The 16,200-nt window shown below is 35.4% G+C and carries 12 protein-coding genes; 7 read left to right on the forward strand and 5 right to left on the reverse strand.

Annotated features, from left to right (window positions below; genetic code table 11):
- Window positions 1–94: 94 nt before the first annotated feature.
- The 3 genes from AC3WV0_RS01470 to AC3WV0_RS01480 all read left to right on the forward strand — a co-directional run bounded on the left by AC3WV0_RS01470 (window position 95) and on the right by AC3WV0_RS01480 (window position 3,399).
- Window positions 95–1,768 carry a helix-turn-helix domain-containing protein gene (locus AC3WV0_RS01470; RefSeq protein ID WP_488844694.1) on the forward strand — a complete coding sequence of 558 codons (1,674 nt, stop codon included), beginning with the start codon at window positions 95–97 and terminating at the stop codon, window positions 1,766–1,768.
- A gap of 206 nt (window positions 1,769–1,974) precedes the next feature.
- Window positions 1,975–2,715 carry a hypothetical protein gene (locus AC3WV0_RS01475; protein WP_488843321.1) on the forward strand — a complete coding sequence of 247 codons (741 nt, stop codon included), beginning with the start codon at window positions 1,975–1,977 and terminating at the stop codon, window positions 2,713–2,715.
- A 315-nt stretch (window positions 2,716–3,030) separates the two neighbouring features.
- Complete coding sequence (locus tag AC3WV0_RS01480; RefSeq protein WP_488843323.1) at window positions 3,031–3,399, forward strand: DUF421 domain-containing protein; 369 nt, start codon at window positions 3,031–3,033, stop codon at window positions 3,397–3,399.
- A 56-nt stretch (window positions 3,400–3,455) separates the two neighbouring features.
- On the opposite strand, the gene AC3WV0_RS01485 is transcribed toward AC3WV0_RS01480, so the two are convergent.
- The 3 genes from AC3WV0_RS01485 to AC3WV0_RS01495 form a co-directional block, all read right to left on the reverse strand.
- On the reverse strand, window positions 3,456–3,938 hold the full coding sequence (locus AC3WV0_RS01485) for a DUF6265 family protein (RefSeq protein WP_488843325.1): 483 nt from the start codon (window positions 3,936–3,938) through the stop codon (window positions 3,456–3,458).
- Window positions 3,939–4,064: 126 nt separating this feature from the next.
- On the reverse strand, window positions 4,065–4,880 hold the full coding sequence (locus tag AC3WV0_RS01490) for a DUF6597 domain-containing transcriptional factor (RefSeq protein ID WP_488843327.1): 816 nt from the start codon (window positions 4,878–4,880) through the stop codon (window positions 4,065–4,067).
- A 20-nt stretch (window positions 4,881–4,900) separates the two neighbouring features.
- Window positions 4,901–6,742: a hypothetical protein gene (locus tag AC3WV0_RS01495; RefSeq protein WP_488843329.1), complete on the reverse strand. Its 1,842-nt coding sequence runs from the start codon at window positions 6,740–6,742 to the stop codon at window positions 4,901–4,903.
- A gap of 808 nt (window positions 6,743–7,550) precedes the next feature.
- Here AC3WV0_RS01495 and AC3WV0_RS01500 point away from each other — a divergent pair.
- The 4 genes from AC3WV0_RS01500 (at window position 7,551) to AC3WV0_RS01515 (ending at window position 12,921) form a co-directional block, all read left to right on the forward strand.
- Window positions 7,551–8,285 carry an SDR family NAD(P)-dependent oxidoreductase gene (locus tag AC3WV0_RS01500; RefSeq protein ID WP_488843331.1) on the forward strand — a complete coding sequence of 245 codons (735 nt, stop codon included), beginning with the start codon at window positions 7,551–7,553 and terminating at the stop codon, window positions 8,283–8,285.
- A gap of 595 nt (window positions 8,286–8,880) precedes the next feature.
- Window positions 8,881–10,389, forward strand: a complete 1,509-nt coding sequence (locus tag AC3WV0_RS01505; RefSeq protein ID WP_488843333.1) for a gluconokinase — start codon at window positions 8,881–8,883, stop codon at window positions 10,387–10,389.
- A gap of 14 nt (window positions 10,390–10,403) precedes the next feature.
- A complete protein-coding gene (locus AC3WV0_RS01510; protein WP_488843335.1) occupies window positions 10,404–11,726 on the forward strand; it encodes a gluconate:H+ symporter in 1,323 nt (440 codons plus the stop codon).
- A 781-nt stretch (window positions 11,727–12,507) separates the two neighbouring features.
- A complete protein-coding gene (locus AC3WV0_RS01515) occupies window positions 12,508–12,921 on the forward strand; it encodes a hypothetical protein (RefSeq protein WP_488843337.1) in 414 nt (137 codons plus the stop codon).
- A gap of 473 nt (window positions 12,922–13,394) precedes the next feature.
- On the opposite strand, the gene AC3WV0_RS01520 is transcribed toward AC3WV0_RS01515, so the two are convergent.
- Both AC3WV0_RS01520 and AC3WV0_RS01525 read right to left on the reverse strand, forming a co-directional pair.
- Window positions 13,395–13,964, reverse strand: coding sequence for a Crp/Fnr family transcriptional regulator (locus tag AC3WV0_RS01520; protein WP_488843339.1), 570 nt, complete (start codon window positions 13,962–13,964; stop codon window positions 13,395–13,397).
- Between the two features lie 164 nt (window positions 13,965–14,128).
- Complete coding sequence (locus tag AC3WV0_RS01525) at window positions 14,129–15,304, reverse strand: MFS transporter (protein ID WP_488843341.1); 1,176 nt, start codon at window positions 15,302–15,304, stop codon at window positions 14,129–14,131.
- Between the last annotated feature and the right edge of the window lie 896 nt (window positions 15,305–16,200).

The raw sequence follows: 16,200 nt of genomic DNA on the forward strand, positions 1-16,200 counted from the left end.
GTATTTTGGTTATGTAGTTTACAAACAGTTGGATATTCCATAAAAAATAATGTAATTTTATAAAAGGTTTTAATAAAATGAAGATAACGTGCAGATGTTCAGGTTGTTTATATTACTTTTGGTTTCCACTGCGGAATTATGGGTTGCGCAGAGTACAGACAATGTGGCCTATCATCAAATCAGAAAAAAGTACGATTACAAGAAGGTTAATGATACTACAGCACTTTCTTACGTTGACCTTTTAATTGCCCTCGCGAAAAAAGAAAAAAATTATTCCGAATTAACATATGCATACCAAGATGCCCTACATTTTGAGCCATCAGGATACCGCAAAAAGCTGTATGCAGACAGTGCAATAACTTCCGCTCAGCATAGTTGTAATAACGATCTTATTGCCTCTGCTTATCTTGGAAGGGGAATTGTGTCTTACTTTATTTTTAAAGACTATCAACCTGCATTGGATGATTATATAAAAGCGTTATCCTACGCCAGATATAGCACTAGTCCATACATAAAGTATAATATATTATATCACCTGGGTGTAATGAAGAGTTATCTGGGATATTATAATGAAGCGGTCAGTCAATTTGAGGCCTGTTCTGCATTCTTTAGACAGGAAATTTTGAAAAATAATTCCCCAGATATCCTGTACAATATGCGCAAAGGCTATTATAATACTTTACATCAACTTATCTATTGCTACCAGCAAATAGGAGATGATGATAGTGCCGACCGCTTAATTGAAATAGGCAAGAGGGAAATACCCAAAGATTTAGATTTCGTCCAGTTAAGGAGTTGTTTTTTTAAATCAGAAGGCATTTCTAAATTCCGTAAAGGAAATTACGAGCAAAGTATTGCCGATCTCAATCGTGCACTTCCGGAAATGGTCAGAGTAAATGACTTTGCCGGGGTATCAGTGATCTACTTTTATCTGGGAAAGAATAAATTGGCTCAGCACCGAGAACAAGAATCCTTTAGTTTTTTTAGAAAAGTTGATTCTCTTTATCAGAAATACCATTTTTTCTTTCCTGAGCTTACGGAAAACTATGACATTTTACTGGAGAATGCTCTTAAAAAATCAAATATAAATGAGACCTTATCTCTTGCTAATACCCTCCACGAAATTGAAAAAATAAACATAGAAGACAGACATTACCTTTCTACGAGATTTGAAGTGGAACAGGTAAATATTGAATATTCGAGTATTACCCAGCGTTACAGAAATATTCTCTTTGGAGTTGTAACATTCTCTATGGTTTTACTTATATTCACTATAAACACTTATCTGGAAAAGAAGTCCGAGAAAACATACAATGTGGTCTTAGCGGGTGTGGGTGTTGATATTGAGGGATTAAAAACTGATGTCTCTCCACCAAAATCCACATTGAGTGCAGAGATTCGCAACAGAATTCGGAAGAATTTACAGAAATTTGAAGACGAAAAAGAGTTTTTAAAACCGAACCTGAGTTTGAAAAAAATTGCCATAAGAGTAGGAACAAACGCTAATTATCTATCTGCCTATATTAACACAGAGAAAGGAATGCATTTTAACCGTTACCTAAGTGAGTTGCGCATCAAGTATATCGCCGAATTGCTCGCAGAAGATTCTACAGCAGTTCATCAGAAAACGGAAGTTCTTGCCAAGTTATGCGGAATTGCCTCCCGCTCCAACTTTCTAAAACTGTTTTCTGAGATCTATGGTATGTCGCTGCAAGAGTATCAGCATCAGTGCAGAGAGAAGTTTGCTGCGAATGAAGATCTTAATTAAATTGTGTTTGGATGATGTCTACAACGCTCCTCAAATCGTAAGTTTTCTGATATCTCCATTTTAAAATTGCCTAAATCAATTTCATAGATTTTCTTTGATTCAAGAGATTGAAGGAGATTGAGGAAGATTGAATTGCTGAAATCTTGTAGATATTGATTCAATGCGTATATTTGGAATGTTCAAGAATAATTAAATAAGAGATAAATATGGGATTTTTTGACTTTTTCAAGACAAAACAAAAAAAGGAAAATGAATTAAAAGAAAGTGATGACGCAATTTCACAATCGAAAAAAATCATTGAAAATTCTATTCTTGATGACGGATACCATAAACCATCAAATTGGACGTCGAACTATATTTATGGATTCATTAATGGAAATCCTATGCAAAAAATCTCCAATCATAATGATTTAGTAGAAATTATTAGAAACACGATTGGTAATGGAAAAGGTTATATCGCAATAGATTCAATATTTCATCCTTATAATTTAATAAATCATAAAGGTGCTACTGCCTGGGATTTAGCTTGGTTTTGGTTGTATACTCAGGACCAAGGGAAAATTATTTCTGAAATTGCAAGAAATGAAACTGCTACAATTGTTCAATCTGAAAATTTAAACCTACTGGAGAATTTCAGGATTTGGCCAAATGACAACTTAAATCCCCATAAGAATAATCAATATGATAAATTCGTTCCTTTTGTTCTGCCTTATTTAACTTACTCGATAGATGATAAAGATGAAGAATATTGGGTAAAAATGATAAATACTGAATTGCAATTGCAGGGACACGCTCATACGTATATAGAAAATTTCAACCGTGTCTTATCAAATAATGTTGAAGGACACGTTATGACATTAGGTTTTGGAGAATTTAATAGAGAAAATTTAGACGAGCTGATCAATAAATTCACAGATTTTTATGACCAGAATATGAGTGGAAAATAAAACTCTTAGTTTTACGTGTTGAAATAGAGTCGGAAAAACAACTTTGACGAAGAGATTGCACCGTAAATGTTTGTGTGAAGATCATTTTCATTTCAGGTCATTTCTGGCATTATTTTATCAACACTAATGATAAAAATAGTAAATGAAAGATTTGTTATTTGAAAATTGGGAAAAGCTTGGACAGGTCGCATTGATGACCATTGCGTCTTTTGTCATTCTACTCCTTTTTATCAGAATTTCAGGAAAAAGGACACTGGCTAAGTTCAACGCTTTGATTTTGTGGTCACGGTTGCTCTGGGTTCCACATTGGCCTATATGATGCTTGCGATGGTTCCATTAGCAGAGGGTGTTATGGTGTTATTTCTGATAATAGCATTACAATACCTGTTCGCTAAATTGGCAAGCACATCCGATAAGATGGAGCACCTAATCAATTCCTCTCCACGTTTACTGTTCTATAAAGGCAAATACCTCAAAGACAATATGAACACCGAGGCCATAACGGTTGATGAGATTAACGCTGTAGTGCGTCAGGAAGGAATTGAAAAGTTAGATGATGTTCTGGCGGTTGTCATCGAGCTCAATGGAGAAATCAGTGTCATCAAAAAATCGGATACTCCAGGCGGTAAAAGTTCTTTAGAGGATCTTGATATCCCTGACGGTCAGGGCGGGGCCGATCTGTAGAATTTTTGCAGCTACATATTTGAATTTATTAAATTAACCAAAGCTTATCTACATTTTTACCTTTTCACTCGTTTCATTGGGAAGGTCTGCTTGCGTTTTTGTCCGTTTGTTGTTCCTGAAATTTCGGCGATCAATGAATCGGAAGTAATTTTTGTGTAAGCGATGATCTGCGGAAAGTCGTGCTCGGGATTTTCAAAGACCAATTGATTTTCAGAAATGGTTTTGGCGGCAAAACGAACAGGCAGACCATCATTTTGATTTTTAACAGTCGGAATGTAAAACAACTTTTTATTTTCCTGCACGAGCCGGATATTTTCAAAAACGATCGTGTCTTTGCCTTTGATACTATAACTTTTCCCCGACAATTCATTATTGCCAGTTTTGGTCCAGGTTTCATAGATGTTACCTTGCTGGGTTTTATTTTCCCAGGTACCGATCAGCCATTTCGCTTTTTGAATGTCGCTTTCCTGCTTTATTGTCCAGGCATAAAGAATAGTCAAACTAATGACTGTAATAAAAAATTTTGCTCCTGCTTTCATAATATTAGCTCATTGAATAATTGTCATTTTATTCGATTTCCAAACACTGGATAACTTCCTTGCTGAAAGTTCAGATGACAAAGTTGCAATGTTTTTTTAACCTAAAATTGTAAAAATGGGACAAGTCTAATCCGTTCCGTAAAAAAGTGAAGACATCTTAAGGTGACCACCGTAAAATTCTTTGGGTGTAGACCCGGTAAATTCTTTAAACTCTTTGATAAAGTGCGCCTGGTCATAGTACTCGTTTTCGTAAGCCAGTTCTGCAAGGTTTGGGAACTGATCGTTCAGCAGCATTTTGAGCGCAGACTGCAATCGGATCGTCCTGGATAGTTGTTTGGGACTTAAACCGATGGCTGAAGAAAATTTGCGTAACAATTGTCTTCGATTGACTTGGGTAAGCTGGGAAAGTTCATCGACCGAGAGTTGTCCCTTGGCTGTCATAATGGTTTCAACCGTTGATCTCACAATGCGGTCAATGTTTTCTATGTCAGTCAGTCGATCCAGTAAAAATATTTCAATAAGCTTTATTCTCTCTGAAGTGGAATTGGCATTTAAGATCTGTTGCTCAATTTCCTGTCCATTCTTTCCAAACAGCTTTTCCAATGAAACAGCTGTATTTTCCATCTCTTTTATAGGAAATGTGGTAAAAGGCAAAAACCCTTCGGGATGAAAACGGATGGAAAAAATTCCTATCTCGCCGGTCGGCTCGATCTCAAGTGGTCGAGTCAATTGCCCGATGACAAAACATCTGGGCTGGATAATGCTGTTCCCATTATCCAGGTACTGTTTGTATAGATCGCCATAATGAAAGATCATCTCCATACATCCGTCAGGAACGATGGTTTGCTTTTCAGGCGTTTCTTCTTTCGGGCTTTCCAATGTCCAATAACATCTGATAAATGCTGTCAGGTCCTGATCCGGTTCAAATGTCTGGTAATTCATCTGGTTTCGTTTTTGAAGATCTATTCTGGACCGAATTTATAAAATGTTTTTGTAGTTATGCTATTATTACTGTCAGTTCGATCATTGCTGAAGTAATTAATTTCATTTTTACTATTAATATCTAAAAGATAATAGTAGGTATTTGGTAAAATAGATGCAGGATATATATACCAATTGGTTCCTCCATCAAACGATAAAAATACAGATTCATAACCCACTAAATAAATCTCTTTATCTCTTTCAATAATTGTCTTAATATCAGAATAAACAGAAAATTCATCATTTAAAATCATCTTTCCTGAGCCGTTTTTAAAAACCAGCTCGCGATTACTGATTAGCTGAAAATTCTTATATTCTTTTATACTATCTTTTTTTTGAAAATTCTGTTCTTTGGTGGCGTTCTGAATATACCTTTTTTCATCCACTTGAAACTTCCACTTATCATTGATCTTTTTTAGCGATAATTGAAAATCAACATTGTTATATTGATCTGGCCAGTAATTACCTAATATCACAGAGTCATTTTGAATCGATGGTTCATTATATCCAGAAAAATTATTGTTTTTAGGCGTTTTTAGAGAGTCGATAACTTTCATATTCTTTAGTAAATAATATATACCTTGTACCTTTATTCTGTTTTTAGTTTCATTCCTCTCAATAACCTCTTTGTAATAAATTACTGCGTAATCTTTATCAATAAAAGTAAATTTTCTTTCATTTTTGTATTTATCAAAAATTGAATATTTGTCAAATATCTCTTTTGCTTTTTTGTCCTTTTGCCAGGTTTTACCTTCATCTTTTGAGCTGTAAATATATTTTTCTTGCGGTATCTTATCGTATAAAATCGCTGAGCTATAATCATTAGATTCCTGTTTTATCCATACCGGTAAATAGATCACTTTATTGAAAGAATTCACGTAAGGGCTTTCACAGGTAAAATTCGATCCGTCTTTGTCTGGAAGGAAAAGTTCCATCCTATTTTCTTCCTTTTGTAAAGAAAAAGATGTGGTTATATCCCCTGAGATATCAACCATTCCCCAGAAACGATCAGGATCTCTGGTAGATTCAGGTTTTCCCATCCAGGAATACTTTACGGATAGATTATTAATCTTTGTAGGTTCTGTTCTTTTTTCTAAAGTTAGATGTCCATTCAAAAAGAAATGATCGATTACATATTGATCTTCATCAGATTTCCGCTGATTTCCGCATGTATTTTTGTTATATAGTAAACTTGAATTGTAAATGTTTTGAGGGATGATGAAGTATTTCCGGTTTAAGTTGTTCGTATTTAAAAACTGTACTTTTCCGTTTGTTTTAGGTAATTCTCTTAAGATATATTTTATCCAATTTGGAAAATAATAATGTCCGGCTAGAAATGGCAGCTTATAATCTGCTTCAGGCTTCTCACTTAATTTATCCTGCAAATCCCAAGATTCCAAAATACCACCAGTTCCGGAAGGTTGGCATATCAACATTGTATCTTTTTTATAAATGATTTTTATTTCCAGTCGTTTAGTGTTTTCTTCGACAATTTCTTTTTGAGGAATACTTAAAGAAAAGTCATTGATAAGTATTTGATTTTGAAATCCTTTATCGGTACGTGAAACACGTCTTATGGGATTCTGCGGGATATTGGCACCATTATATAAAATACCATCTATCATTATGCTGTAATTTCCATTCTCTTTAAATGAGATTTCCTTTCCGTTTTGATCTATAATTGTATAAAAGTAGCGTTTTGTAGCATCTCGCCATCCAGGTTGTGCTTTGAGTAAGCCAAATTGTAATATTAAAAATAGAATAATATAAAGTGTTCTGAAATTTTGGACTGGGAATTTGTTGAAATTTGTAGATATTTTCATTGGTTATTATTTTTTGATCGCAATTAAGAAAATAGATCATATTTGATATAAACCTTTGATTGGGAATAAGAATTAATGTTAAAAATAAGTGCAATTCCTATCAGAAATTTCAGAAGAATATTTAGATTTCGATTAGAAAAGGATTAAAACAAAATCAGTGCGTTTCGTAATACGGAACTTATAGCCCTGCTTAAAAATTGAACCACTTTTTTGAAAACCGGCTCAAAAATGTTACCACAAAGGGTTTACCTGGCTCAAAAAGTGAGCCGGTCAATTCTAACCCGGTGCAGAATTTAAGCCGGGTACTGTCGATGCGGCTCAAAAATTAAACCGCCATATTGCTAAACTGTATCAAAGAAACTATAGCAACTCATATCCCTGCGCAAAAATTGAGCACCCTTTTTGAAAACTGGCTCAAAATTGTTACCACAACACGCTTGCCTGGCTCAAAAAGTAATCCGGTCGTCCCTAATTAAAAAAAGATTGGAACGAGTTGTTGCAGTCTGTTGCTGGATTAAATAATATTATTCAAAAGATCATTATAAAACATAAGTCGGAAAAATTGGAAAGAAGAAGCCCGTTGATCACAGAAGATATGACTGCACGGTATTTGTCTTTCTTACATCAATATCCGAATCTGGTCAATCGCATTCCGCTGTCCTATGTGGCCTCATATCTTGGAATGAAACAGCAATCCTTAAGCAGAGTGCGAAAAAGCATCCGCTGATCACTTTTTAACAAATGTGAAAAGATTTTATTTTTTGTTGACCCAAATTTGCAACGTCAAATGTATAGATCAACAGAAAGAATGAAAAAAGCATTCATTACAGGAGCCAATAAAGGAATTGGTTTCGCTACGGCAAAAAAACTTTTGCAGAAAGGATTTTATGTATATCTCGGCTGCCGAAACCACGAAAGAGGCTTACAGGCGTTGGAACAATTAAGATCAGAAGGATTGACCAGCGCTGAAATCGTGCAGATCGATATTACCAGTGATGAGTCTGTAAGCAATGCGCGGACTGAGCTTGGAAAATTAACAAATCGATTAGATGCATTGATCAATAACGTAGGAATTACCGGAGATATGCCACAGGATGCGCTCACTGCAACGGTTACTGAATTTGAAAAAGTGTTTGATACCAATTTATACGGCACTTTAAGAGTCGTTCAGGCGTTTACGGACCTGTTAGATAAATCGGAAGAACCGCGCATTATCAACATCAGTTCAAGTATTGGCTCATTGACGCTTCATAGCGACAGGAATTGGAAATATTACGAGAATGCCAATCTTTTTATGGTGTATGCCGTGTCAAAAGCTGCACTTAATATGTATACTATTTCGCTCGCAAACCAACTTCCGAAGTTCCGAATAAATCTTATTGATCCGGGATTTATAAAAACTGACCTGACAAATAATCAGGGGAGTGGAACACCCGAAGATGCTGCAAATACAATTGTGAATACATTGATGGATAAAAATGTACCGACAGGGAAGTTTGTAAGTGAAGACCACGACCCCGAATCAAAAGAATGTCCCTGGTAATAATTTTAGCTATCGGTAATGTAATCTGGTAAAACCATTATAAATCCCATAGGAAGCAGTGATAGTGAGATCATTTTATTGAAAGCTTTCGCGTGATAGCTGTAGATGTAGATTACATTGACAGTTCAAATATTTATAGAGAAACAAATGTATTATATTAGTTGCCGTCACTTAGGAAACGTAAGAAGAAAAAGCTATAAGAAATAGTGGTGGTGATATCAAAATGACTGATAGGAACAATTATTTTCCCTATCATTATGATATTAATTATTCTTTAATATTAATTAATCCTCATAGTGATGGCTCTACTTTTAGTATGTTTAGTGATTTTAATAATAGCAACTATATACTAAAATGTACCAAGTTAAAAGTATAAAATGGTAAGTGCCTATGTTGAAGCTATTTTATTTTGTATTCAATAATAAAACTCATAATTTAGATAAGGTTGCCATTGGTACAATCACCTTAAATATATTAATTATAAAAGTTATATAATGGATATATTTAAATTTACGTTTGTCTTTTATAATGATTGTTAACGTATTGCATAACTTTTGTATATTTAGAACACTCACCTCACAAAACAATTATAATCATGATAATAGGATTAGACATTGGTACTTCATCTACAAAAGCCGTTGCATTTGACCTGGAAGGTAACGTTTTGGCAACACACATTATATCTTATCCTATACTGAATCCTTTGGAAGGACATTACGAACAGGATCCTGAAGTTATTTATAGCGCATGTATCGATTCCGTTGCGCGTGTGATGATCGAATTACAGGACCTTAATAAGATGCTACAGCCTATGTGTATTTCGGTTAGTAGCGCCATGCACGGATTAATAGCTGTTGACAAACTGGGCAAGCCACTCACAAATTGTATCATTTGGGCTGATCGTAGAAGTGAAGATATAGCTATTGAATTGAAGGCCAATGAAAAAGGACGTCAATTATATCAACAGACTGGAACGCCTATTCATCCCATGTCTGTGCTTTGCAAATTAATATGGATGAGGTCCTATGATGAAAAAGTGTTCGTTCGATCCCATAAATTTATTGGCATTAAGGAATTTCTCTTTTACCGACTTTTTGGAATCTATCTGGTCGACCATTCCATTGCATCGGCTACGGGACTATTTGACATACACCAATTAGCATGGTCGGACTTAGCGTTGAATTTAGCGGGAATTTCTGCTGAACAACTATCAACGCCTGTACCGGTTGATCATGTTTCAAGATTGCTAGACCCAGATATCGCAGCCGCTATGCACATCCCCGAAGGTACTTTATTTGTTATTGGCGGTAGCGATGGCTGTCTGGCCAATTTGGGAGTTGGAGCTGTGGAACCGGGAGTGGCTTCTGTAACTATTGGCACTAGCGGAGCTATACGGGTAACCAGCCCTCTTCCAAACCCAGAGACTAAGCAACGATTATTTAGTTATCTCCTTAGACCAAATGAATATATAATTGGAGGAGCTGTTAATAATGGGGGTGTTTTGCGGAACTGGTTTCGAGATACCTTCTTATACGAATCGCTCGAAAAAATACCGGATAATGATGTTACCGCTTTATTAAACGAAATGATAGATTCTATCAATCCCGGATCAGAAGGCTTGATTTTTTTGCCCTATTTAACTGGTGAACGTGCCCCATACTGGAATTCCAATGCAAAAGGCGTTTATTTTGGGATACAATTGCAACACACCAAGTCCCACTTTGCCCGTGCAATGATGGAGGGCATGCTGTTCGCAATCTATAGTGTGGGAATTGCATTGGAGGAAAATACAGGCCCAATTCACAAAATATATGCAAGTGGTGGTTTTGCGCGTTCTCATAATCTGGTTCAAATGTTAGCAGATATTTTTAATAAGCCTGTTTTCATTAAAAACACAGTAGAAAGCTCTGCATGGGGAGCAGCACTGATAGGTATGGAAGCATTAGGATTTGAGTGTAAACAGCCTATCATAGAACAGGCGGTATCGAATGTGGTAGATCATGCTGAACAATTTTATATGCCAAGTGGGGAAAATCACGCTGTCTATTTAAGAAATTTTGAACAATTTCAGCGACTTTATCATAAGCTAGAAAACGAGTTTTAATTAAATCAATCGCTATGCCTCTAATAATTATCATATTTGGAGTGGTTATGCTACTCATTTTAGTAACTGTAATCAGGCTAAACACAGTATTTTCCTTGCTTATAACATCTATAACTGTGGGCTTTGCCATGCGAATGAGCGTTGTAGAAATCCTTAAGTCTGTTGAGACAGGTGCAAGTAGTACGATGGGACAGTTAGGACTTTTGTTGGCCTTTGGATCTGTTCTTGGGAAATTGATGACAGAAGGCGGTGCTGCAGAGCGTATTACAACGGTATTAACAGCAGTATTTGGCAAAAAGAATTTACCGTGGGCAATGGTGCTTACGGGCTTTTTGGTGGGCATACCGTTATTTTACAATGTTGGATTTATTGTATTGGTGCCATTTGTTTTCATGGTTTGTGCGTCTAACAAATTGCCTATGCTGTATGTAGCCATTCCACTGTTGGCGGCGCTATCCGTAACGCATGGTTATCTGCCTCCTCATCCTGGAGCTATGGCCGTAGCGCTTACCTTTAAAGCTGACATAGGCTTGACGATGGCTTACGGTATTATAGTAGCGATTCCTGCAATCCTTATTGGCGGGATGTTATTTTCACGAACGCTTAAAGGCATCGCAACAAACCCTCCCCCAGAATTTTTTCCTCAAAAACGTCAGGATGATGAAAGAAGACTCCCGGGGTTCGGAATTAGCCTGTTCACAGGTCTGTTTCCCATATTGCTTATAGCGTTGGGTTCTTTTTCTTATTTGATATTGCCGGAAGGTTCATTTGGTCTGATAGCCCTGAAGTTTCTAGGAGATCCTGTAATTGCTTTAATGATTGCATCCTTATTGGCTATGTACACGATGGGCATTCGGCAAGGTAAAAGCTTAAAGCAACAGTCGGAAAGTGTGGAAGAAGCCTTCCGTGGCATAACCATGATCCTTTTTATTATTGCTGCATCCGGCGTTTTCAAGCAGATACTAGTGGATAGTGGCGTAGCTAACTATATAGCAAATTTGACCAACAATCTTAGTCTGTCGCCACTGGTCCTTGCATGGTCTATCGCAGGGATTATCCGACTGGTTATAGGTTCAGCCAGTGTTGCCGGGCTTACGGCGGCTGGAATTATGCTACCTATCGTGCAGGCTGGCGAAGTTACTCCGGAATTAATGGTGTTGGCAACTGGCGCAGGAAGTCTGATGTTCTCACATGTTAATGATCCAGGTTTTTGGATGTTTAAATCTTATTTTGGACTTAGTATACAGGATACGTTTCGCTCCTGGACGATTATGGAAACCTTAGTGTCCCTTACTGGATTAGCGGGCGTATTAGTATTACAATGGCTGGGAATTTAATATTCAATGGTTTCTATTCGCTGACGGATTAAATAGAAACTAAAATACTAATCTTTTGAATCTTTAATTCACAAAGTAACTTGGGGTATCTATTCTAAGCAAGACATTAATTCGCAAAATGAGAAACAGTATAAGTGTATTACGGTATCAGCGGACAATTCGTTGTATGAGCCTTACATTGCTCTCTAAGACATTGCTGAAATCTGGCGTTACGTCGGAGGGATACTTCCCCAGGATTATAAGCCCCACACACTTCCTGACGAGACGAACCTAAAACATCTGCTAGAAGAAGCAAAAGAAGTATCAGCAACCTGGAAAGCCTCTAGCAATAGTTAATATTTTATCGAATTATTTCTATAAATTAGATCACTTTTAAATGAATTATTTTATTATTTTTGAATTAACGAAGAATTAGATGTTTATAAATGAGTAATATATGAAGTTGTAGAGTCTATAAATGTTTTAAAAAAGAATAAGAATTACCTAGTTAATACAATACATTATATAGGAATAACCAGAAAATCCTTTTTAGAGTAGGGATAAATTAACAAACAAAAAATAATTATGAAAAATCTTAATAAACTAAACAAGAGAACAACTAAGAACAATTAGCGGAGGAGACGATTATGGAAAATATTTAGGCGATGCCAATTGTCATTGTCATGGTTGCAAACCAAATGATAATCTTCCAAATGGTTTACCACCAAGTGATACAACGGCAACAAGCCCTAGTGACTGCTGGGCGAAGTGTGATAGATACAGATCTCAATGTGAAATATAGATGAAATTGCAAATTTTGACTTTGTATAATAAAAGGGTACTTAGTATCCTTTTATTATTTCTACTAACAAAGATCTACGGTCAACAAATAACCATCGATAATAAGAATGATTTTATTCTTGAAATCAGTAGTAAAGATCAAATAATTAAATTAGACAAAGGCGAGAAAAAGGAATTTTCTGCTAATGGCTATAGCTCAATATCAAAACATTTATATAAAAAAAATACCAGGGAATTGATCAATTCTACAGAATTAGTTTTGGCAGATTATTTCAGTAAAGTTAAATCCTCACTAAATTCCACCAAAATTATGAGAGGTTCGTCTCAATATATTGAGATAGAAAATTATATTACAACCAGCTGGCTTTCATCCTTATTTTTCTTTATAACAGGTGAAAAAATATTGGACAATTAATCCAAGGAACTGATTTTATATTATTTTAATAAGTACATAAAGAAAGATATAGATAGGTACAAATGTGAATATGATGGTCAGTATAACGTCATTAACGAATTAGCTAAGTATAATAAACAACTAGGCATAACGCTTCCCAGATATGATATTAAAGTAAGTTCGGGATATGACCTTATAAATCAATATTTGCCAGAAAGTTGTCGGTTTTAAGGAATCGGCTTAAAACCAAATAATAAATTGTGTAATAAATTATACGAAAAAATCTACTGTAAAGGCAGGTCATAGTTCATTCGGACAAAATCCTGACTTTTTAATTTTATGTGGTAACTATGTTTCGCAATCTTTTCCTTTAGTAAAATAATACCACTTTTAATATTTCTTATTTCTTTTTGTTTTCATTGCCAATATTTTATAGTTGCAAATTTTGGAATTACGGCACCTCAAAAACATTGACTTGAATCAAAAAATGAAAATCAGAGCTTTGATTTTAGCCGACTTAAAGTTTCCTGAGAAATATTGAGGTATGAAGCAACCATCTTATTGGATAACCTGCGGACAATAATCGGGTTTTCATCCAGTAACTGGCGGTATTTTTCTTTGGCATCCAAGGTAAGAAAAGACATCAGTCTTTTGGTGTTGGTAACGTAAGCAATTTCTAAATAAACCCGGTAAAATTTTTCCCATTGCGGAATAATTTCGAGCAGATGATAAAAATTGGTATGAGTAATGTAGAAAACTTCGGTATCTTCCACAGCCTGTATAAATTCTTTGGCCGGCTCAGAAGTAATGAAGCTAACCAATGCTGTTGCAAATTGATCCTCAAAGGCAAAATATCGTGTAACATCCTGTCCTTCTTCCGTAATGAAAAATATCCTTAAACAACCAGAACCAACGAAGAATGTTCGTTGGCTGATTTGTCCGTCAGTGAGAAGAATTTCATTTTTCTTTAGTTTTATAGGCTTAAAATAAGAAAGTATTACTTCCAGTTCTTCTGCACTGACAGTGATTTTACTTTTAATATAATCGGCTAATTTGTCCTCCATTTCCCATTATTAGTATAATCAGAGGTAAATTTACGAAAATGACTAATATCTTTTATAGACAACACCTTTAGTTTGTTACTCAATGCAAAATCAATCACTTGGGATAGTCGGTACATTGGCCGTTATTATTTATTAATTCGCATTTTACGCAACTACAGCCATTGTTATTTTTTATTAAATAAAAGAATCAGAATAGATACTATAACACTGATACCACCGAATAAATATACCGCTTGATAATCGAAACAACCCGCTATTAAACCTGCCAATGGGCCGGCCAAGCCTAGTGACAAATCAACAAATGCTACATAAGCGCCCAATGCGGTACCTCTCATTTGTGGTTTTACTTTCTGTATAGCCAATACACCCAATGCAGGAAAGACAAGCGAAAAACCAATTCCGGTAAGACCACATCCGATAATTGCCATTGTTTTTGAAACCGAAGTCCAAATCATTGCCTGGCCGATTACTTCAATAATGAGAGATATAAAAGCAATTTTAAAACCTCCATATTTATCAGGAAAAGAGGCAAATAAAATTCTTGTCACTACATAACTTGCCCCAAAAACCGTAAAAGCCAATGAAGCTTCGCCCCAATTTTTTTCGGCAAAAAACAATGAAATAAAAGAAGCTATACAACCAAATGCCATTGATGAAAACGCAAGGCTTAAGCCTTGCCCGGCAACAGCTCCTACAACTTTATAAAACGGTGTTCTGATATGGTTTTTATCTACAGGAATGGAAGGCAGTTTTACAGTAGTTAACCAACTTACAAATGGCAACATGACGATAAGTAAAAACGCATATAAATCCCCAGCACTTTTACTAAGCCAAATACTTAAAGGTGCTCCGATGGCTATTCCTGCATACATAGCAATTCCGTTCCAGGTCATTACTTTTCCAGATTTGGAATGTCCTACCAATCCGATTCCCCAAGTTAAAGCACCGGTTACCAAAAAACTTTCCCCCATTCCGTGAATAACACGAGCCAAAAGCAAAAACAGAAGTGCCATAGTTTTATTTTGTTGAAAAGTAACTGCTAGAATATAAGCAATACCAGCAATCACGGCTAATACTACTCCTGACATTTTACTTTTTTTCGCACCTTTTGTATCAGTTATCTTTCCTGAATATGCCCGTGTTAAAAGAGTTGATAAAAATTGAAGCCCAATAACCAAGCCGACTGTAACGCTATCGTACCCTAATATTTTTTGTACAAACTTTGGTAATATGCCTAATGCAATTCCGATAGTTAGATAAACTCCAAAAACGGAAACAATAATGGGCATCACGACTTTATAAAAATTAATTGTCTGCGCTTTTTCTAATGTTACACTCATATTTTTTATTTTTAAAATTATTACGAGTGCAAAAATGCAAGTACCGGATATTGCAAACATTGACCTGAGTCAAAAAAGAAGATTAAAAAAATGTTGTTTATAAAACTGAAATTTTATAATTAAGTTTGTTTAAACTTTTATATAACCACAAACCAAAGGTTCGACATAGTCAAAGTCACAAAAGAAGAGCTTAGCTTTTATTTAAAGTTGATGAATACGAATAAAAAAAGATCACAATAGTTAAAAAGTCTTCGATTTTTAATTCTTTTGAGAACTTTGAATATGAAGTTGTTTAAACTTATTTAGGGAAAAAAGTTCCAAGAAAATTAGCAATTTTGGATTGCAATTTAAAAAACTAATAATCTAGAACTCATCAGAAGATAAAATAGAGAAATGGATTTTACCCCATCTAAGCAAAGGAAAAAGAGAGTTTTCTACGAAGTTTGAGATGGTAAAAATAATTCAGACCATTATAAACGGCTTAAAACCGGTTGCCAGTGGCGGGAAATTTCGGTAAAAGACTATTTCGGGGAAGAAAAAATAAGCTGGCAGAATGTGTATTATTATTTCAATAAATGGAGCAAGGACGACAGTTTCAGGAGTGTTTGGGTTCATCTTTTGAATCGTAACAAGAGATTGTTGGATATGTCTTGTGTTCATCTCGACGGAAGCCAAACCCGGTGTAGAATGGGCGGAGAATCAACAGGATATCAAAGCAGGAAGTCTGCGAAAACCAGCAATATGATTTCTTTACCGATTTGAGCAGAAATTTTAGTTTTACTAAGTAAAATTTAAATTAGGATTTACCAACTGCTCCGATCTATTTTCTGTTCATTATTTCGAAAGTAAATACGAAAGTCTTAATTAGGACTTTCATATTAATATTTCCGGTGGCA

It is taken from the genome of Chryseobacterium sp. 27AL (assembly GCF_057815395.1).

What these genes read in the sequence shown, in the direction of transcription:
- AC3WV0_RS01470 (WP_488844694.1), top strand. Translation starts at nt 95, where the DNA reads ATGTTCAGGTTGTTTATATTACTTTTGGTTTCCACTGCGGAATTATGG.
- AC3WV0_RS01475 (WP_488843321.1), top strand. Translation starts at nt 1,975, where the DNA reads ATGGGATTTTTTGACTTTTTCAAGACAAAACAAAAAAAGGAAAATGAA.
- AC3WV0_RS01480 (WP_488843323.1), top strand. Translation starts at nt 3,031, where the DNA reads ATGATGCTTGCGATGGTTCCATTAGCAGAGGGTGTTATGGTGTTATTT.
- AC3WV0_RS01485 (WP_488843325.1), bottom strand. Translation starts at nt 3,938, where the DNA reads ATGAAAGCAGGAGCAAAATTTTTTATTACAGTCATTAGTTTGACTATT.
- AC3WV0_RS01490 (WP_488843327.1), bottom strand. Translation starts at nt 4,880, where the DNA reads ATGAATTACCAGACATTTGAACCGGATCAGGACCTGACAGCATTTATC.
- AC3WV0_RS01495 (WP_488843329.1), bottom strand. Translation starts at nt 6,742, where the DNA reads ATGAAAATATCTACAAATTTCAACAAATTCCCAGTCCAAAATTTCAGA.
- AC3WV0_RS01500 (WP_488843331.1), top strand. Translation starts at nt 7,551, where the DNA reads ATGAAAAAAGCATTCATTACAGGAGCCAATAAAGGAATTGGTTTCGCT.
- AC3WV0_RS01505 (WP_488843333.1), top strand. Translation starts at nt 8,881, where the DNA reads ATGATAATAGGATTAGACATTGGTACTTCATCTACAAAAGCCGTTGCA.
- AC3WV0_RS01510 (WP_488843335.1), top strand. Translation starts at nt 10,404, where the DNA reads ATGCCTCTAATAATTATCATATTTGGAGTGGTTATGCTACTCATTTTA.
- AC3WV0_RS01515 (WP_488843337.1), top strand. Translation starts at nt 12,508, where the DNA reads ATGAAATTGCAAATTTTGACTTTGTATAATAAAAGGGTACTTAGTATC.
- AC3WV0_RS01520 (WP_488843339.1), bottom strand. Translation starts at nt 13,964, where the DNA reads ATGGAGGACAAATTAGCCGATTATATTAAAAGTAAAATCACTGTCAGT.
- AC3WV0_RS01525 (WP_488843341.1), bottom strand. Translation starts at nt 15,304, where the DNA reads ATGAGTGTAACATTAGAAAAAGCGCAGACAATTAATTTTTATAAAGTC.